Origin of the sequence: Bacillus proteolyticus (genome assembly GCF_001884065.1) — a bacterium.
Lineage (GTDB): Bacteria > Bacillota > Bacilli > Bacillales > Bacillaceae_G > Bacillus_A > Bacillus_A proteolyticus.
In genome coordinates this window covers 67,079-85,621 of sequence record NZ_MACH01000142.1, presented here as the reverse complement: position 1 = coordinate 85,621, position 18,543 = coordinate 67,079, and the positions used below count along the sequence as shown (strand labels likewise).

17 protein-coding genes and 1 pseudogene are annotated in these 18,543 nt (G+C 33.5%); 11 read left to right on the top strand and 7 right to left on the bottom strand.

Going from position 1 to position 18,543, the window contains the following annotated elements:
- Positions 1-50 precede the first annotated feature (50 nt).
- Positions 51-305, top strand: a complete 255-nt coding sequence (locus tag BAQ49_RS25720) for a hypothetical protein (RefSeq protein ID WP_244159144.1) — start codon at positions 51-53, stop codon at positions 303-305.
- Positions 306-360: 55 nt separating this feature from the next.
- On the opposite strand, the gene BAQ49_RS25715 is transcribed toward BAQ49_RS25720, so the two are convergent.
- From BAQ49_RS25715 to BAQ49_RS25705, 3 genes are all read right to left on the bottom strand, one after another.
- Positions 361-1,038, bottom strand: coding sequence for a YdcF family protein (locus BAQ49_RS25715; protein ID WP_071747594.1), 678 nt, complete (start codon positions 1,036-1,038; stop codon positions 361-363).
- 93 nt (positions 1,039-1,131) lie between these two features.
- Complete coding sequence (locus tag BAQ49_RS25710; protein ID WP_071747593.1) at positions 1,132-1,644, bottom strand: DUF3916 domain-containing protein; 513 nt, start codon at positions 1,642-1,644, stop codon at positions 1,132-1,134.
- Positions 1,637-2,488 (bottom strand): LysR family transcriptional regulator, encoded by an 852-nt coding sequence (locus tag BAQ49_RS25705; protein ID WP_071747592.1) that lies wholly within the window; start codon positions 2,486-2,488, stop codon positions 1,637-1,639. Before BAQ49_RS25705 ends, BAQ49_RS25710 begins: the two co-directional genes overlap by 8 nt.
- A 112-nt stretch (positions 2,489-2,600) precedes the next feature.
- Between BAQ49_RS25705 and BAQ49_RS25700 the strand changes: the two genes are divergently transcribed.
- The gene (locus BAQ49_RS25700; RefSeq protein WP_084667564.1) at positions 2,601-3,812 is read left to right on the top strand and encodes an MFS transporter; all 1,212 of its coding nucleotides are present in this window, start codon (positions 2,601-2,603) and stop codon (positions 3,810-3,812) included.
- 109 nt (positions 3,813-3,921) lie between these two features.
- Here the strand turns inward: BAQ49_RS25700 and BAQ49_RS25695 are convergent, their stop codons facing one another.
- On the bottom strand, positions 3,922-4,149 hold the full coding sequence (locus BAQ49_RS25695; RefSeq protein ID WP_071747590.1) for a hypothetical protein: 228 nt from the start codon (positions 4,147-4,149) through the stop codon (positions 3,922-3,924).
- Positions 4,150-4,405: 256 nt separating this feature from the next.
- On the opposite strand from BAQ49_RS25695, the gene BAQ49_RS25690 reads away from it, so the two are divergent.
- From BAQ49_RS25690 to BAQ49_RS25655, 8 genes are all read left to right on the top strand, one after another.
- Complete coding sequence (locus BAQ49_RS25690) at positions 4,406-5,533, top strand: serine hydrolase domain-containing protein (RefSeq protein WP_071747589.1); 1,128 nt, start codon at positions 4,406-4,408, stop codon at positions 5,531-5,533.
- Positions 5,534-5,835: 302 nt separating this feature from the next.
- Positions 5,836-6,993 carry an agmatine deiminase family protein gene (locus BAQ49_RS25685; protein ID WP_071747588.1) on the top strand — a complete coding sequence of 386 codons (1,158 nt, stop codon included), beginning with the start codon at positions 5,836-5,838 and terminating at the stop codon, positions 6,991-6,993.
- Between the two features lie 170 nt (positions 6,994-7,163).
- Complete coding sequence (gene psiE, locus BAQ49_RS25680) at positions 7,164-7,583, top strand: phosphate-starvation-inducible protein PsiE (protein ID WP_071747587.1); 420 nt, start codon at positions 7,164-7,166, stop codon at positions 7,581-7,583.
- A 176-nt stretch (positions 7,584-7,759) separates the two neighbouring features.
- A complete protein-coding gene (locus BAQ49_RS25675) occupies positions 7,760-8,692 on the top strand; it encodes a bestrophin family protein (protein WP_071747586.1) in 933 nt (310 codons plus the stop codon).
- A gap of 231 nt (positions 8,693-8,923) precedes the next feature.
- Positions 8,924-9,901, top strand: coding sequence for an agmatine deiminase family protein (locus BAQ49_RS25670; RefSeq protein WP_071747585.1), 978 nt, complete (start codon positions 8,924-8,926; stop codon positions 9,899-9,901).
- Between the two features lie 41 nt (positions 9,902-9,942).
- A complete protein-coding gene (locus BAQ49_RS25665) occupies positions 9,943-10,764 on the top strand; it encodes a MerR family transcriptional regulator (RefSeq protein ID WP_071747584.1) in 822 nt (273 codons plus the stop codon).
- Positions 10,765-10,845: 81 nt separating this feature from the next.
- The gene (locus BAQ49_RS25660; RefSeq protein ID WP_071747583.1) at positions 10,846-12,588 is read left to right on the top strand and encodes an amidohydrolase; all 1,743 of its coding nucleotides are present in this window, start codon (positions 10,846-10,848) and stop codon (positions 12,586-12,588) included.
- Positions 12,589-12,695: 107 nt separating this feature from the next.
- Complete coding sequence (locus BAQ49_RS25655; RefSeq protein ID WP_071747582.1) at positions 12,696-13,742, top strand: agmatine deiminase family protein; 1,047 nt, start codon at positions 12,696-12,698, stop codon at positions 13,740-13,742.
- 51 nt (positions 13,743-13,793) lie between these two features.
- Here the strand turns inward: BAQ49_RS25655 and pepF are convergent, their stop codons facing one another.
- Both pepF and BAQ49_RS25645 read right to left on the bottom strand, forming a co-directional pair.
- A complete protein-coding gene (gene pepF / locus BAQ49_RS25650) occupies positions 13,794-15,581 on the bottom strand; it encodes an oligoendopeptidase F (RefSeq protein ID WP_071747581.1) in 1,788 nt (595 codons plus the stop codon).
- Positions 15,582-15,699: 118 nt separating this feature from the next.
- On the bottom strand, positions 15,700-16,491 hold the full coding sequence (locus BAQ49_RS25645) for an arylamine N-acetyltransferase family protein (protein ID WP_071747580.1): 792 nt from the start codon (positions 16,489-16,491) through the stop codon (positions 15,700-15,702).
- Positions 16,492-16,707: 216 nt separating this feature from the next.
- Between BAQ49_RS25645 and amyS the strand changes: the two genes are divergently transcribed.
- Positions 16,708-18,249 (top strand): alpha-amylase, encoded by a 1,542-nt coding sequence (gene amyS / locus BAQ49_RS25640; RefSeq protein WP_071747579.1) that lies wholly within the window; start codon positions 16,708-16,710, stop codon positions 18,247-18,249.
- A 93-nt stretch (positions 18,250-18,342) separates the two neighbouring features.
- Here amyS and BAQ49_RS32535 read toward each other — a convergent pair.
- A pseudogene (locus tag BAQ49_RS32535) lies at positions 18,343-18,498 on the bottom strand (exosporium leader peptide); the annotation flags it as partial.
- Positions 18,499-18,543 lie beyond the last annotated feature (45 nt).

Genomic DNA, 18,543 nt, shown 5'->3' with positions numbered 1-18,543 from the left:
GAAATAGTAGTTTCAAATAAAGTTATCCTAATAATCCTACGTTAGAAGAAATGAAACAAATGGTTTTTAACGGTGGAATAGAAGAAGTATTTATATCCCATTATTTTGACGGTCAAAAAAGTAATTTAGAGCGTGAATCAATAGATGATGTGAGAACCGAATGGGATACAAAATATCACAATAATATTTGTCTTACTGGTGAACCAGTATCTTTAGAAGATGTCCCAGATGAATATCTTTTCTTTGTTGAAATGTGGGAAAATGAAAGAGGAAAAGTAATTTTAGTGTTATTTATGCATCATTAGAATGTTCGGGAAGCCTTTATATTGGCTTCCCGATATTTTTTATGTTGAAAAAATATTATGCAAGATGTTGGTAATATGATACGTATTTTTCTAATCCTTCAATCTCTTTCTCAGGAGGTTCAATTCCGCCTTTTCTACCATAGCAAACATTTCTCAAGTATTCTCCGAAAATCATAGAGCGACTTTTCTCATTTTCCATCCAACTATATCTGTTAATTATAAAATCACCATCAAAACTTGTATCAAATGTATATGGAATACAAGTTATATGTTTTGGTAAATGTTTTTTTAATACTCTATATTGCCGACCTGCTCCTAAACTTTTACATACAAACAGTAAACTATTAATTGTTGTAAAATCAAAAATCTTCTTAGCTTCAATTACATTTGCGATAGAATGGAGAGAGTTTTTCTCGAAAATGATAGCATCTTCTGGTACACCGTGTTCAATTAACTTGTTAACAATTACTTCTGATTCTGATAAATCTCCATAATCCCAGTTTGGATGTTTCATTCCATGTAAACTAGTACCACCTGTGACGATAATTTGTGCACCTAAACCTTGTTGATAAGCATGTAGAGGAGCTTGCCAATTACCAGGATGGGAACCACCGAAAACGAAAATTGCATCACACTCTTGTGGTGTTGATTCTTTTAGGAAAGTGATTTCGGTTATTTCTTCAATTTGTTTTTTCGTAAGATATGGGACTTCAGGGTATTTAGGGATTACCATATGAAAACCTCCTATATAGTGAAACGTTAAATTCATTATATAGCGATGTTATTTAGTGGAAAAAGGGAAGTTTTTCATTTGACAGTTCCCCTTTTATGATAACTCTCCTATAAACAAAAGTTCTACTTCATCATAAAATTCATCTTCATCCTTGATTATCTCTTGGAAATGCAATGTTTGGATGCTGTTAGAAATTGATATTCCCCATTCATGCCCGAAGTCGAACTCATTGGAAAGAGGAATCCATTTTTGAAATTCGTTATCTCTATTGAAAACACTGTGAAAGTAGTCATTGTTTTTAAAGATGATGATTTGTGAGTGCCATAAACTTGCTATTGTAATCATAACAACGACTCGATATGTATTTGTATCGTTCGGTTTCATTTTCATTAAAAGATCCGCTCTATCTAATAATGTTTGAATGCATAATCGCTTTACTTTTCTAGGTGTTTTAATAGAATCGATAAAAGCTTGAGTGCCCGGTAAAGGCATATGCCAGTATGCACCGTTATAGAAAGTAGATGGAAATGCTTTAGTGGCGTCTGCAATTCTATTTATAAGAGTTTTTGTTTTTCGTTTCATGCCGCGTATTTTCTTTTCACGCATTGTTGATCATCTCCATAAATTTTTGCAAGGCAGCTGAGTGGAAAATATCTTTTCGAGTAATAAAGGTAGTAGGAACCTTTTTAAAGTGATTTGGTAATGTCTTTAAAGATAAAACATGTTCGTAATCTGGAATAATAGATTTCAGCATAATAGCCGTGCCCATACCTGATTTTACACATGCAAGTATTGCTTCAATTGTTCCGAACTCTAGTATTCTTTTAGGTGAAATCCCTTCTTCTTGAAGCCAGTTTTCTAATAGTTTTCTGTAATAACATCCTTGACTAAAAGCGAGTAAATTCAGTTCTCCTATTGTTTTAAAGGAAGATAGAGGAGTCTTGCTAATGAGAACGAGTTCTTCTTCTCGAAATGAAAGTGTATGAAGTTCAGTATGCTGAATATTTCCAGCGATAAGAGCTCCATCTAGTTTTCGCTCTAAAACGAGCTGAGTTAATTGGTCTGTCGTATTTGTTTCTAGAATCAATTCAACTTCTGGATACTTTTCATAATAGGTCGTTAATATAGGTGGGAGACGAACGGCTGTTGTCGATTCTGTACACCCGATTTTTAACGTGCCTTTTGGCTCGGTTCCGTTACTTTGGACAGCTTGAATGGATTTATCCATTAAGTGGATGATTTGTTTTGCATATGTTAATAAAATTTCTCCGTTAGAAGTTAAAGTAACGCCTCTTCCGTTTCGATAAAATAAAGGCACACCTAACTCGAGTTCTAGTTGTTTTATACGCATCGTTACACCTGATTGTACATAGTTTAAGTTTTTAGCAGCATGAGATATATTTCCTACTTTCGCAACTTCGTAAAAAACCGTTAAATCTTTTATGTCCATTTATTATCACCCCGAAAAAGGTATCAATTTTTTTGATGGATTCTATTATTAACACTTATTTTACATGATATCAGAACCTTCATACAATGAAAGGGATATGGGGGAGATAACGTTGATAAGTGAAGGGGGAATTGCAAAGTACAGTAGTTCTAATAAATGGATCATGTTAACTTTGGCAACGGTAGCACAGGCAAGTGCAACACTTATAACATATGGAGTAGGGGTACTCGCTTTATTTTGGAAACAGAAATATGCACTTTCGAATATGCAGGTTGGGTTGTTAATAAGTGCTGTAAATATAGGTCCGCTGTTTTGTATGCTTTTTGTCGGAAGGTTACTTGATCGATATAGCGAAAGAATATTAATTGGAGCGAGCACTGTATTACTTGGCGGGGCGCTTTTACTTGCTCATATAGCAAGGGAATTTATGGGGCTATTATTTGTCCTTCTTTTAATAGGAACGTTTTATAGCGTATCCCAGCCAGGGGGAAGTAAAGTAATCTTGAAATGGTTTCCGAAAGAAATGCGCGGATTAGCTATGGGAATACGGCAAGCTGGTATACCTATTGGCGGGGCGTTAGCAGGAGTTACGATCCCTTTGCTTACACTTAAATTTAGTTTATCTTATACGATAAATGTTATTGCAACTATATGTATAGTAGGTGGGTTATTGTTTTTCATATTTTATAAGGAATCGATCCCCCGAGAACACACTAGCCGAGAATATGTAAGGCTTTCTTTTTGGATGCAATTAAAAAAGGTGATATGTAAAAAAGAGCTGTATCCAATTTTTATTACAGGTATTTGTATGATTTCTTTACAAATGATATTAGTCGGACATTTTATGAAATTTTTAACTGTTGAAAAATCGATAACACCTATTTTAGCAGGGAAAGTATTTTCGATTATGCTATTTGCAGGAATGATAGGCCGAATTATATTAGCTACAATAAGTGATACATATTACAAAGGGAATCGTCGTACACCGTTGTTTATATGTGTATGTATTTCTTTTTTCTTAATTTTAGTTGTTGTGATGAGTATACATACAATGAGACTTGGGGCAGTATTTGTGGTAAGCGGACTGTTAGGCTTTTTTGCAATTGGTTGGTTTAGTCTTTTTATGGTCGAAGCTGCTGAGTCTGCAAGTGAGGAATCGGTAGGTTTAACAGTGAGTTTTGCGCTTACGCTTAATCAAATTGCTATTATCTTTGCACCTGCTTTGTTTGGTTATATAGTAGATGGGAAAGGCTACACATATGCATTGATGGGTATAGCTGCATTACTAAGCGTTTCAGCAGTGAGTTTATGTAAAAGTAAATGAATATTAAAAATGTAAATCTTTTATGAAGAAAACCTAAAGAAATGTCATGGGAGTGACATTTCTTTTTTTATATGCTGTATAATCAATTTAGAAATGAGATTCGTTTTCATTAACGCTCATTTCCTCTTTTGAAATTACCTGTAATTTTAGCTATAATAAGTTGTTTTTCTTTTTCGTTATTTGCCCGATTTATTTTGTTTAAAAATTTGTCAGCTTCATTTCCTTTTAAAATCATGATTTGTTTTCCGTAATATTCAATTAAAACTATATCATTTTTTGTTACTCGATAATGAAACATCATATCATCTAAACGATTGCGTTTATCGGTCTTTTTCAAATCACCACCTCCATTCTTGCTAATGTGTAACGAATGTTACATAAAAAATGTAAATTAAAGTTGGATGTATCCGATTGTTAGGTAGAAAATTTGTAAAAAAGAACTACAATAGAGAGTAGTTAAAATTTGAGTGTGAGAAAAAGGAATCTAGTGTAATATAATGAATGATAGATAGATTATAAAGTGTTTGAAAATTAAAAGATATAGAATAGAATGGAAAAATATAAAGTGAAACTGGATAAAAGAGGGTCCCTATATGTTTAAGAAATGGCTAATTGTTTTCTTTATTTTTGCTGTTTTTTGTGGGAGTGTCGCTGCACTAACATATGCAAATAAAGATAAGAAATATAATTTGAAGGCATTTTCAGGTTATAAGAATAAATTTGAAAATGATAAACCGAAAGTCGATGCGAATCAGCAAAAACGTTATGAGATTGCAGCAGCAAAACTAGATCAATATTTAAAAGATAAAGGATTTAATGGGAGTGTTCTTGTAGCTAGTAAAGACCATGTAATTTTAAGAAAAGGTTACGGGTATGCGAATGTAAAAGATAATGTATTAACAACGCCAAGAACGAAATATCGCATTGGTTCTATTACGAAAACAGTCGTTGCAATATCTATCATGCAACTAAGAGAAAAAGGGAAATTAAATATTGAAGACAATGTAAATAAGTATATTCCATCGTTTCCAGCAGATAAAAACATTACGTTACGAAATTTGTTAACACATACGTCCGGGTTACCAGAACAGGGGCAAGGTAGTGTTGATGCAGCGTCACGTTTAAAGTTAGTAACTTGGATCGGAGCGCAAACGTTACAATTTCCTGCAGGAACGGGATGGAGATATACAGATTATAATTATATGGTACTTGCATATATTGTAGAAAAGATAACAAATGAACCACTTGCTGACTATGTGAAAGAAAACATTTTTACTCCTGTTGGAATGCATGAATCTGGGATGGGTGCCACTTTCCCAGGAGATATGTTTTTAGCAGAAGGATATACGAAAAAAGATAATGAGTTAGTAGCTACGCCTCGTTTAAGGATGAATTGGCTATATGGTTGTGGTGAAATGTACACTACAGTTGATGATATGAAAAGGTTAGATGAGGCAATTATGGATGGGAAGCTGCTTTCTAAACAAAGTTTGTCAGATATGTTTACTGTATCACCCGCTAGAAAGTATGGATTTAGTTTCTATATTTACCCAGATTATTATCATAATCATGGTGTATTAGCTGGTTGGAACACTTTTAATAATTTTAACTGGGATAAAAGAACGTTTGTAATATTATTCTCTAACGTACAAAATGGTATGAATGATACATTTAATCAAGAGTTTAGGAAATTAGCGAATGATTTAATAGAAGAAAAATAATTATTTTAAAATCGGTATTGATATGTAATTATCAATACCGATTTTTTTATTTAATAATGTTTTATTTAGTGAACAAGCATGTATGAGAGGGGATTAATATTAGAATAAATTTATGAAGGAAGTTAAATGATATTAATGTTAAATATAGGGGATTTGTTTTGTGAATGTCATCTATTTGTATTGAAATTATGTAATTTATCATGCGGAAGAATAATTGGTAATTTTTACATTGATGAAAAAGCTTGAGCTTCACACTATGTGAAGCTTTACATTATTGGAGACACGAACAGGAGGTTGAAAAAATGAAAAAAGTAGTAAAGTTTTGTTTAATAGCTACATTATCTACAGCGATTATTAGTGGATGTTCTTTTGAAGGGAATAATGAAAATGCTAAAGGGAAAGAGGGTGAAAAAGTAGAGGTACAGAAAAACGTTGGGAAATATACGATGCCGGATGAAAAAGATAAACATGAAGGTACATGGCTACAATGGCCACATGAATACACATACGGTCAAGAGTATAAACAAGAAGTTGAACCTATTTGGGTTAAGATGGCAAGTACTTTAACTGAGGGTGAAAAAGTCCACATTGTTGCATATGATCAGGAAGAAAAAGAGCGAATTAATAAGCTTCTAACAGATGAAGGGCTAAATATGGAGAAGATTGATTTCTTTATAGCGCCTACTGATGATGTTTGGGCAAGAGATAGTGGACCAATTTTTGTTTATGACAATAATAAAAATCTAAAAATATTAGATCCAGCATTTAATGGTTGGGGGAAGAAAACTCCTTATAAAAATGATGCCCGTGTACGGGAGAATGTTAGTAAACAATTAGGGATTGAAAGAATTGATTGGGGGGAATTCGTCCTTGAAGGTGGCGCAATTGAATTAGACAGCAATGGGACTGCTTTATTAACTCGAAGTGCAGTAACGAATAAAAATAGAAATCCTGATTTATCAGAAAAGGAAATTGAAAAATATATAAGTGACCTTGGGGTGACAAACTTTATTTGGTTAGATGGAGTGCCTAATTTAGATATTACGGATTTTCATATTGATGGATTTGCTAAATTCCATGATAAATCTACCATTGTAACGATGAAAGAAGATGACTTGGCTGAATGGGGCTTGTCAAACAAAGATATGGATAAATTGTTAGATGCAAAAAATGCTTCAGGAAAGAAATATAAATATGAATACTTACCGCTTAGTAAAGATAAAGTTACTTTAGAAGGTGGAAAAACTCTCGATTATAAGGGATCGTATATCAATTATTATATTGGGAATAAAGTTGTATTGGTGCCTAACTATAATGACCCAAATGACAAAATCGCAAACGATACGATTCAGAAGTTATACCCAGATCGTAAAGTAGTCGGTATTGATGTGAGAGAGCTTTATAAAAATGGCGGAATGATTCATTGTGTTACACAGCAACAACCGATTCAATTGAAGTAATCGATTATAGTTTCGTTATGTTGCTTTATAGACAAAATAGGTGAAATGCTATTTTTACTTATTTTGTCTTGTTTTAACATCTGTAATAAGAATAAAATGTATAATTTTGATGTAATGATAATTAAATATATTGTCATTATTGTTTTATATGGAAAAGGAGAAAAATATTTGTGTTAAAGAATATAAAAAGAGTTTTTTCGTTGTTCCCTATCGTTCTACAGTACATTTTAAATGTTGCTTTGATCTGTTTGGGAATGGTTTTAAGTGTGTTTCTTATGAAAGAAGTTATTCAATTTATACAAGAACTTAAATTAAATAGTGAGGAATCTAGTTATCATTTGATTGATAGTATCGTCGTATTCTTTTTATATTTTGAATTCATCGTAATGATTATAAAGTATTTTCAAATGAACTTTCATTTTCCATTACGTTATTTTATATATATAGGTATTACGGCTATTGTTCGTCTAATTATTATAGACCATGATAGTCCAATGGATTCATTGTTATATGCTTGCGCGATTCTTGTATTAATTAGTGCTTTATTCATTGCAAATTCTAAAATAATGCGTCGTGATTTAGAAGAGTGAAGATTTGTTGTTGAATAAATAAGGTATTTTATCTTTTTGAAAAAAGGAGTAACAGTATTGAAAGAAATAATCTTAACCAGCCTCATAATGATAGGGTTTATGAGTCTATTATTTAATTGTATACTTTCATGATTTAAAAGAATAAAAGGTTAATAGAGAAAGAGGTTTTTGTAAATATGGTTCATTACAATAATCAAAATAGTTTACATCAAATATTTACATTAAAAGGGACAATTATAAGAGATATTTTCCCACAAATCGTATTATATACGTGTATTTCAACGATAGTAGCTGTGATTAATTATTACTATGCAGAAATAAATATAAATCAGACTCCTTGGGTAATCGTCGGAGGAGCTTTAGGATTACTATTAGTGTTTCGTACGAATACTGCCTATGATCGGTACTGGGAAGGTAGAAAGCTATTTGGCACGATTGGTGCTTGTACTAGAAATTTAGCAATTAGTTTTTTGTGTCATTGGGATTCTAAAGGGAAGAGTATGGAGCAGGAAAAAATAAAATTTTTACATTTATTAATTGCATTTCCAAAGTTAGCGAAAGGGCACTTGAGGGAGGAAAAAGATTTATCTGAAGTGAAATCATTGCTTGCTGTCTGTTCTGAGAAGGAAAAAGCATTTTTGGTTGAGTCCAATCATTTACCGATTAGTATAGTTTTTATGTTGAAAACTATACTATCAAAAGGTTTGAAAACGGGGCAAATTCATCCAAATGCGATAATTAGTATGGAAACGGATTTGAATACGTTACTTACATCTGTGGGTGGATGTGATCGTATCAAAACAACACCTATTCCTTTTGCATATTTTGCTCATATAAAAATTTTATTGATTATATTTTGTGCGACTTTACCGATTGGTCTTGTTGATAGTCTCGGATGGTTTACAGTACTTGCGACTACGTTTATAAGTTTTGCATTCATAGGTATTGAAGCAATAGGGGTTGAAATTGAAGATCCCTTTGGTCAGGATCCAAATGATCTTCCGCTAGAAGGAATTTGTATAGGAGTAGAAATGCATTTAGTGAATTTATATAATCAAAACGATCTATTAGAAGTAATGGGTTTGAATCGTGATAAAAAAATCATTTAATCATTTATTGTTGTTTTAAAATATGGTATTTAAAAAACTTGTCAAGAGTCAATTTAAGGCTTAACGTCAGCTTTATATTTTTTATATAAATATATAATATTTCTCCATGCTATAATCCATTCATGAAATGTACATGTTGCATGAGTTGTAATGAAAAAAGACATGAATTGAGGAATAGTTGGCTTTGTAAAATCAGTTATGTAACTACTATTAAAAAGCGAGGTAAATAATATGGAACAAAAACATAATGGCATTATTTTTACTGCAATACCAGACGAATCGAATGAATATTATCAACCATTTTATGAAGACTTGATTTACTTTAATGAATGTTTAAATGAAAAGAAATCAATTGCGGATCAACTTATATCTTTATCTGTTGAAGAGCAAGACTTTCATACAAACTTCTTTGAGTATGATGATATTTGGTTAAGAGATGTTGCGCCAGTTGTAACGAATCATCTTGTTAAATTTAAATATTACCCAAATTATTTACCAGAGGATCAGGGACGATATTTAGATCAACAATTTAATAAATGGTTGAAGAAAAATGACTTTGAGTATGTGAAATCACCATTAATATTGGATGGTGGCAATCTTATTTGGAATAAAAAAGATACTGTTATATTAACAGAACGCATATTTGATGACAACGATGATTGGACGGAAGAGGAAATAATTGAGCAATTAGAGTGGGACTTAGATGTGAGCCGGGTTATTATTATTCCTGCTGAAGAAGGAGATGTACTTGCGCACGCGGACGGAATGGTTAAATTTATTGATGAACACACAATGTTTATTAGTGATTTTCTAGGTGATAATGAATTTAGATATCATGTGCAAGAGATTATTCAAGAGCAAATGCCAGAAGCTGAATTTATCGTTGTTCCTTCCTCATATACAGAGAAAGGACAATATGATCAAGAAATAGCATCGGCAAAAGGTTTATATATAAATATGTTAGAAACATGTGATGCCCTTTATGTTCCTAAGTTTGGATTAGCAAAAGACGGGGAAGTTTTACGATATATTCAACAGCATACAGAGAAACAAGTTATTCAAATTCATGTAGGAGACATTTCGACTATGGGAGGCGCAATGAATTGTTTAACGTGGTATTGTCCGAGTCATTTGTTACCTTCAAAAATGAAAGGATTGAGTAATCAGAATGAAGTTTCTTCAATTAAAAAGTTTTTTGATTGGTTTTAGTAAATAAATTTAAAAAAGAAATATACTCAAGGGGTATGTATATGTATACAATTACTGAATTTTCTCGGATTTGTAAAATGAGTACACGGATGCTAAGACATTATGATAAAGAGGAAATATTGAAACCGGCATATGTGAATCCGGTAAATGGATATAGATTTTATGAGCAAGGGCAGCTAGAAATAGCACTGAAAATTAAAAAGCTCAGAGAGTACAAGTTTCCTTTGCCGAAAATTAAAGTAATTCTGCAGTCATCAGATCAAGATTCATTTATTCACCATATGCAAGCGCAAATTATAGAGTTGTCTCATGAGGTGAAACAAAATTTACAGGTTATTTCTGAAATGAATGAAATGGTCAATATGAATCATGCTTTAAATATTGCTCGCCATAGAAATTACGATATATTAAATGGAACGAGAAATGAAATAACAGTAATTGCTCAAAGGTTACAAATAGATATAGATCATATGGATGATTATTTTTATGACTTATATGAAGAAGTACAAAAAAATAGTTTGCAAATAGTAGGCTCTCCTTCTACTGTTTTTTATGATGAAGAGTTTATGCCGGGTCACAGTGATCTTGAATTAAGAATTCCAGTTATGGATAGTGACGATAAAGATGGATTACAAGGATACGAAATAAAAAAGATACATCAACATCAAATTGTTACTACTATGCATTATGGTAGCTATGACTATATAGGTTATGCCTATATGGCATTAGAAGAGTGGGTGGAAAAGAACGGTTATAAAATAGATGGTCATCCATATGAAGTTTATATAAAGGGACCTGAATGTGATTGTTTAGCAGAAGAGTATGTGACACAAATTTGTTTTTTAGTTACGAAAATAGAATGAGAATAAGGATTGACATTAACATTATGTCAATCCTTATTCTATGTACGAAAGCAATTTATCATAATAAAAAGGAGAGAGAATATGAGAAGAACAATCATGATTATTTGTCTGATTCTAAGTATGGTATGGATTTCGGCATGTACTTCTGGAGTAGGAGAAGGTGAGAGTGGTAGCGCTGTTTTACCTAATCAGTTACCTAAAAATATAGTGTTTAAAAATGGTACAATCTATACTTCAAACGGAAAGCAAGACATCGTAGAGGCTGTAGCCGTTAAAGAGGGGAAAATTACATTTGTTGGTTCAAACAAGGATGTAGAGGGATTTATAAATGAAGATACGAAAGTGGTGGATTTACAAGGACGTTTTATCCTCCCTGGTTTTGTGGACAATCATAATCATATATTTGAAGCAAAATCACCAGCAGCAGGGAATTGTAGTGTCTCACCAGATGCTTCCCTGCAAGAACAACGCTCGTATTTAAAGGCTTGTAAAAAAGATGTGAAAGATGGCGAATGGATAAGTGGAACGGGATTTAGTTTGGAAGAGCTGTTAAAAGATATGGACGAAAAGTCAGAACAACAAACTCCATTACAAGTTCTTGATGAGTTATTTCCTAATAATCCAGTATTAATTATGGAAAGAACCTCCCATTCTGTATGGGTTAACTCGAAAGCGTTGGAGTTAGCTGGGATAAATAAAGATACGAAAGATCCGCAGGGTGGAAGAATCATTCGGGATTCAGAGACAAGAGAAGCTTTTGGTATTCTTTATGATACAGCTGGAGATATTGTGATGGAAAAAGCATGGAATTCTCAGCCGAAACTTTTTGAAAAGAATTATGACGGTTTGTTAGACGGTTTAGATGAAGTTGCGAAGAATGGTATAACTACAGTTGGTGATGGCCGTCTTTATTGGAAACGAGGCTGGTTAGATGTTTGGAATAAAGTACATGATGAAAAAAAGTTAACAACGCGAGTAGTACTTCGTCCATGGGTATATCCGAATTTAAATGAAGCAGAACAAATGGAGTATTTTAAGAAAATTAAACGTGATGATTTGTCATCCCGCATGCTTATTAATCAAGTGAAAATGTATAGTGATGGAATTAGTATTAATAGTACAGCTAAAACGCTTGAAAAATATAAATTTGAGTGGTTTCAAGGAACGCCGTATGGTTTGAACTATATTCCAGAAGAAAAAATGAAGTGGTGGTTGACGGAACTTAATAAAATTGGTTACGGTGCACTCATTCATACAATTGGGGATGGTGGAGTAAGAGAGAGTTTAAATGCGATTGAGGCAGCGAAAAAAGAAGGGGCGAATCAGCCTTATACGCTTACGCATGTGGAAATGGTAGAAGATAGTGATATAGATCGTTTTGCTAAATTAGGTATTAGCGCTGATTTCCAAGTAGGGCATGATTTTGCGGAAGATCCTAAACAAAGCTGGGCAAGTACGTATTTTACAGACCAGCAAATGAAACGAATTATGCCGTTAGGACAAATTTGGAAAACAGGTGCAAATGTATCACTTAGTAGTGATTGGGATGTAAATGAACTGAATCCACTTGTGACGATTTCGAATGCATTAAGCATTGATGAAAAGGGCTTGTCTGATGTATACGCAGCTATTGATGCCTATACAATTAAGCCAGCTAAAGCGCTAGGTCTTGATAACACTACAGGTTCGATTGAAGTAGGGAAATCAGCTGATATGGTATTACTGAATGAAGATATTACTAAAATGAGTGCCGATAAGATTCCGAATGCGAAAGTTTTAGTGACGGTTTTACAAGGAGAAATAGTGTATCACAAGGAGAAATAAAGAATCGCTTTATAAAATTACTACAAGTAAATGAATATATTTCTGTTGACCTTAACACGATGTCAAAGTATAGACTGTACTTACATTCAGAGAAGGGGTGAACATGTATGAGAAATATAGAAAATAGTTTGTTTTATATGCCTGCAGAATGGGAGAAACATGAGGGGACATGGCTCCAATGGCCTCATGATAAAGCGCATAGAGGTGAAGGTTACAGAGCTAAGTTAGATGATATTTGGGTAACGATGGCAAAGGAGCTTCATTACGGAGAAAATGTGCATATTGTTGTATGTGATGAGGAAGAGAAAGTACATGTCCAATCAAATCTAATGGAAAAAAAAGTAAATATGGATAAAATTGATTTCTTAGTTCAGGAAACTGACGATGTTTGGATCAGAGATAATGGACCAATCTTTGTGAAAGATAAAGAGGGAAATCTCCGCCTAACACACTGGGTATTTAATGGTTGGGGGGATAAATATCCGTATGAAAACGATGCTATAATACCAACTAAAATAAGTGAGAGGTATAGCATTCCAAAAGTTGAATCTAGTGTCTGTATAGAGGGCGGGGGAATTGAGGTAAACGGAAACGGGACCTTAATGGCAGCGAAAACTTCTATTATAAATGAGAATCGAAATCCTACACTAAGCCAGGAAGAGATTGAAATGGAATTAACGAAGTATTTGGGAGTAACGAATTTTATATGGATAACTGGTATTCGCGGAGAAGATAATTATGATGAAGATACGGATTACCATATTGATGGTGCAGCACGTTTTGTAAATGAAAATACGATTCTATATGAATATGATCCTTTTGAGGAAGGAGAGTCGTACCTTTTGGAGGCGCAAGAAAAACATTATCAAGAATTGCGACAAGCAAGAAATATAGATGGAAATCCATTTCAGCTCATCCCAGTACCTGTAACAAGACAAGTGGTAAAAGAGGCAGACTGTAAAGGTTCGTATTTGAATTTTTATATTGGCAATGAAGTTGTATTGGTTCCTATATACGGTGATGAACATGATAAGTTAGGGCTTCAAATTATTGAAGGGCAATTTCCAGGTAGAAGAGTTGTTGGTGTTTATGTAAATGAATTGTATGCGTATGGTGGTATGATTCATTGTGTGACGCAGCAGCATTTAGAGTAAAGTGATTCAAATGAAAAAAGGATGCAGAGCATATACTCTGCATCCTTTTTTCTACAATGCTGAAAACTCTTCAACAAGTGAGCTAAAACGATTTAGTGCACTTTCAATCGGTTCTGGCGTAGTTAAATCAACGCCAGCTTTTTTCAGTAGGTTTAATGGATAGTCAGAACTTCCACCTTTAAGGAATTCAATATAATTTTTCTGAGCATTTGGATCGCCGCTTAATAATTTATCGGCGATTTGGATTGCAGAGGCGAAGCCCGTTGCGTATTTGTACACGTAAAATGGACGGTAGAAATGAGGGATTCTAGACCAGCCATATTTTACTTCTTCGTCAAATATGAGGGAGTCGCCATTATATTCTCTAAATAACTTTTCATAAATTTCACTAAAGACTTGGGCATTTAATGGTTTACCTTGCTCGGCCATTTCATGTGTGATCTTTTCAAACTCAGCAAACATGATTTGTGTAAAGAAAGTACCTTTAAAGCTCTCGATAAAATGGTTAATTAAATGATTACGCACGTTCGTTTCTTTTGCTTCTTTTAATAAATAGTGAATTAATAACACTTCATTTACTGTAGAAGCGACTTCTGCAACAAAGATAGTATAGTGTGCAGAAATTCTTGGTTGGTATCCGTGTGAGTAATGCGTATGCATACCGTGGCCACATTCATGAGTTAGAGTGAAAAGGCTATTTAAATCATCGTGATGATTTAAAAGAATGAAAGGATGAACACCGTATACACCAAAGTTATAAGCGCCAGAACGTTTTCCAGGTGTTTCTCTCACGTCTATATAGCGTTTATCTTTAAAGCTTTTTAATGTTTCGATATATTCTTCACCTAAAGGAGCTAGTGACGCGATCATTATGTCAAACGCTTCGTCGTATGGAATGTCTTGCTTTACACCTTTTACTAAATCAACACTCAAGTCGTATTGTCTTAGTTCATCTACATTTAATTTTTCTTTTCTAAGTTCATTATATGTATGTAATGATTGAATGTTTTTTTTCGTCGTATCGATTAAATTTTCATATACTTCTTTCGGAACCATATCGCCAAATAATGATTTTTCTAAAGCTGATGGATATTTTCTTAGCTTTGAAACAGTAACATTATTTTTAATAGCAGCAGATAGAGTAGAAGCGATAGAGTTTTTTAACTGAACATATGGTTTGTAATAAGCTTTATAAGCTTCTTTACGCTTCTCACGATTCTCATCTTCTATTAACTTTGCATACATTCCACGCGTTAAATTTACTTTTTCTCCATCAGCAGTAGTCACGTCGCCAAATAGTATATCTGCATTATTTAACATGCCAAATGTATGCTGCGGGGAGGAAAGTGCTTCACCCATTTGTGATAAAATCTCTTCTTGGTCCTTATTCAATACGTGTTTTTTATAACGGTATAGTTCAAATAAGTCTTCTTTATAATATTGTAAGCCTTCTGCTTCTTCTATGTAAGCATGTAATGTGTTTTCATCTACGCTAAGTAAGAATGGGGAAAAGAAAGATTTAGCCGCACTTACTTTCACGTGTAATTGTGATACTTTATCGACGAGGGATTGAGCGTCAGTATCGCGTGTATCAAGATCAGATTGTAATCGTGCATAAGCGAACATTAAAGATATTATGCTAGAAATTTCTTCACTCTTTGTTAAATAAGCTAATAAACTATTGCCATCGTGAATATTTCCATTAAACTTGTGTAATTCATTCGTTAATACTTCAATTTTATGAAAATCGCTTTCCCAATCTTCAATTGTATGGTAAATATCCGTTAAATCCCATTTTTCTTTATCAGCTACTTGTAGTCGATCTTTAAGTTCAGTCATAATCATTTCCTTTCTAAATATGTAGTTATATTCCTATATAACTATGAAATACAACAAATTGCAAAAAATCCCTGCTGAAAATTGAAAAGCCTTGCTGTAAATAGCAAGGCTTAAACAGTTATAGTGTAATTCCGAACTTCGAATGTAAAAGATTTGTATATTGCTCGTCTGTAACTTCTTCTTTAGATTTTTTACCGTCTTTTGTTATTGTAAGACTATCTTTTGTTAAAGAAGCGTGTCCGTCATGTGTAAGTTTTACAATAAGAGGTACTTTGTTAAATGGTGAGCCCTCATGTTCAACGATGATTTTTTGTGCTGCATTTGCTTTCGTTTCATCCACTTCTTCTATATAAAATGCATAACCTAACGTCCAATCATCATTAGAAGATTGATCCAGAAACTCATTGTTTTTACGCATTTCTAAAATGTAATTTCCTTTTTCAGTTGTTTCTTTGCGAACACGATAATCTCCTGTTACTGAGTGAACGACTTCACCTGAGAAAGGAACAGGTGCAAGAGGTAAGTATGATCCGAATCCTACTTCAATTAAATAAAGTTCATGATGATGTTTTAAAACAGTTGCGATATGTCCGGAATCGACAGCCCATATAGAGTTTGCAGCATTATAAACTGTCCCTGAAACTAAATAAACATCCAATCCAAAGTCTTTAAGAAAGTAATACATAGTAGGATTTAGTTCATAACAAAGACCGCCACGGTTGTTTACTAAAATTTTTTCTTTTAAATTCTCTTTTGATATTTCTTTAAAGTTATTTTCGAGAACATTTAAGTTTTCAAATGGAACAGTTTGCGCCATTCTATACATAATTTGAGATAAATCTTCAAATGATACGGTTTCTTTTTCTTCTATATGTAAACGTGCGAAAAATTGTTTTTGAAAGTCTGTCATAGAAATCCCTCCGTCATACTTTTATAGATAAATTGTATACAATTTTGAATACGATGTGAATTTTAAACTATGTGGGGGTACTTGTGGAATAGTTGAATTCATATTTTGAAAAATAATGTGAGAGATTAAAAGATTGTTACTTTACTAACTGTAGAACGAATATTATAATAATTTGAAGAATTATGCAAACGTTTTCTTGAAGGGGATGGTGTAAATATGTTGAAAAGGATTACGGTAGTCTGTTTATTTTTTATTTTGCTTTTTCCTAATATATATGAGGGAAACAAGGCAGAAGCAGCAACGATAAACAATGGAACACTAATGCAGTATTTTGAGTGGTACGCTCCGAATGATGGGGATCATTGGAATCGTTTGCGTTCTGATGCTGAAAGTTTAGCCCATAAAGGAATCACATCTGTATGGATACCACCTGCATATAAAGGGACTTCGCAAAATGATGTAGGGTATGGGGCCTATGATTTATATGATTTGGGAGAGTTTAATCAAAAAGGAACGGTGCGGACGAAATATGGGACAAAAGCACAGTTGAAATCTGCAATTGACGCTTTACATAAGCAAAACATCGACGTATACGGTGATGTAGTTATGAATCATAAAGGTGGGGCTGATTATACTGAAACCGTAACAGCTGTTGAGGTAGACCGTAACAATCGAAATATTGAAGTGTCAGGTGATTATGAAATTAGTGCATGGACGGGTTTTAACTTTCCAGGGCGCAGAGATGCTTATTCTAATTTCAAATGGAAATGGTATCATTTTGACGGAACGGATTGGGATGAAGGAAGAAAATTAAATCGAATTTATAAATTTAGGGGGATAGGTAAAGCGTGGGACTGGGAAGTGTCTAGCGAGAATGGAAATTATGATTATTTGATGTATGCAGATCTTGATTTTGATCATCCTGATGTTGCGAATGAGATGAAAAAATGGGGAATGTGGTATGCGAATGAATTAAATTTAGATGGTTTTCGTTTGGATGCTGTTAAACATATTGATCATGAATATTTACGCGATTGGGTAAATCATGTCAGACAGCAAACGGGGAAAGAAATGTTTACGGTAGCAGAATATTGGCAAAATGATATTCAGGCTTTAAACAATTATTTAGCGAAAGTCAATTATAATCAATCTGTGTTTGATGCACCGCTTCATTACAATTTTCATTATGCTTCAACAGGAAATGGGAATTATGATATGAGAAATATTTTAAATGGAACAGTAATGCAAAATCACCCTGCACTCGCAGTTACTCTCGTTGAGAATCATGATTCTCAACCTGGGCAGTCATTGGAATCTGTAGTAAGTCCGTGGTTTAAACCGTTGGCATATGCATTTATTTTAACACGTGCAGAGGGCTATCCTTCAGTTTTCTATGGTGATTACTATGGGACAAGCGGAAATAGTAGTTATGAAATTCCAGCGTTAAAAGATAAAATTGATCCGATTTTGACGGCGCGAAAAAACTTTGCATATGGTACGCAACGTGATTATTTGGACCATCCAGATGTGATTGGCTGGACAAGAGAGGGTGATGGTGTACATGCTAATTCTGGTTTAGCGACATTAATCTCTGATGGACCAGGAGGATCAAAGTGGATGGATGTTGGAAAGAATAACGCTGGGGAAGTATGGTACGATATTACGGGTAATCAAACAAATACTGTAACAATTAATAAGGATGGATTGGGGCAATTCTATGTAAGTGGAGGCTCAGTTTCCATATATGTTCAGCAGTAAATTGGTGATGAAAAGAAGAGGTAGACTGAAATATAAGTCTTCCTCTTCTTTTTATATTGTTATCATACCTGAATTTTTATTTTAATAAATGAACTAGTCGACTTTTGAAACAACAAGAGATGCGTTGGAATAAATAATGTCACCCGTGGCTTCTCTTATTCGTACTCGAAGAACATCTCCTTGGTTTAAAGGTAATAGATCAGTTCTGGCGGATGTAGCTCTTACCCCAGAACCACCAACAACTCGTGAAATTCTTTCGTTAATACTTCAATTTTATGAAAATCGCTTTCTTAA

Bases quoted from the DNA above. Each gene is read 5' to 3' on its own strand.
- BAQ49_RS25720 (WP_244159144.1), top strand. From the start codon at position 51: ATGAAACAAATGGTTTTTAACGGTGGAATAGAAGAAGTATTTATATCC.
- BAQ49_RS25715 (WP_071747594.1), bottom strand. From the start codon at position 1,038: ATGGTAATCCCTAAATACCCTGAAGTCCCATATCTTACGAAAAAACAA.
- BAQ49_RS25710 (WP_071747593.1), bottom strand. From the start codon at position 1,644: ATGCGTGAAAAGAAAATACGCGGCATGAAACGAAAAACAAAAACTCTT.
- BAQ49_RS25705 (WP_071747592.1), bottom strand. From the start codon at position 2,488: ATGGACATAAAAGATTTAACGGTTTTTTACGAAGTTGCGAAAGTAGGA.
- BAQ49_RS25690 (WP_071747589.1), top strand. From the start codon at position 4,406: ATGTTTAAGAAATGGCTAATTGTTTTCTTTATTTTTGCTGTTTTTTGT.
- BAQ49_RS25685 (WP_071747588.1), top strand. From the start codon at position 5,836: ATGAAAAAAGTAGTAAAGTTTTGTTTAATAGCTACATTATCTACAGCG.
- BAQ49_RS25675 (WP_071747586.1), top strand. From the start codon at position 7,760: ATGGTTCATTACAATAATCAAAATAGTTTACATCAAATATTTACATTA.
- BAQ49_RS25670 (WP_071747585.1), top strand. From the start codon at position 8,924: ATGGAACAAAAACATAATGGCATTATTTTTACTGCAATACCAGACGAA.
- BAQ49_RS25665 (WP_071747584.1), top strand. From the start codon at position 9,943: ATGTATACAATTACTGAATTTTCTCGGATTTGTAAAATGAGTACACGG.
- BAQ49_RS25660 (WP_071747583.1), top strand. From the start codon at position 10,846: ATGAGAAGAACAATCATGATTATTTGTCTGATTCTAAGTATGGTATGG.
- BAQ49_RS25655 (WP_071747582.1), top strand. From the start codon at position 12,696: ATGAGAAATATAGAAAATAGTTTGTTTTATATGCCTGCAGAATGGGAG.
- pepF (WP_071747581.1), bottom strand. From the start codon at position 15,581: ATGACTGAACTTAAAGATCGACTACAAGTAGCTGATAAAGAAAAATGG.
- BAQ49_RS25645 (WP_071747580.1), bottom strand. From the start codon at position 16,491: ATGACAGACTTTCAAAAACAATTTTTCGCACGTTTACATATAGAAGAA.
- amyS (WP_071747579.1), top strand. From the start codon at position 16,708: ATGTTGAAAAGGATTACGGTAGTCTGTTTATTTTTTATTTTGCTTTTT.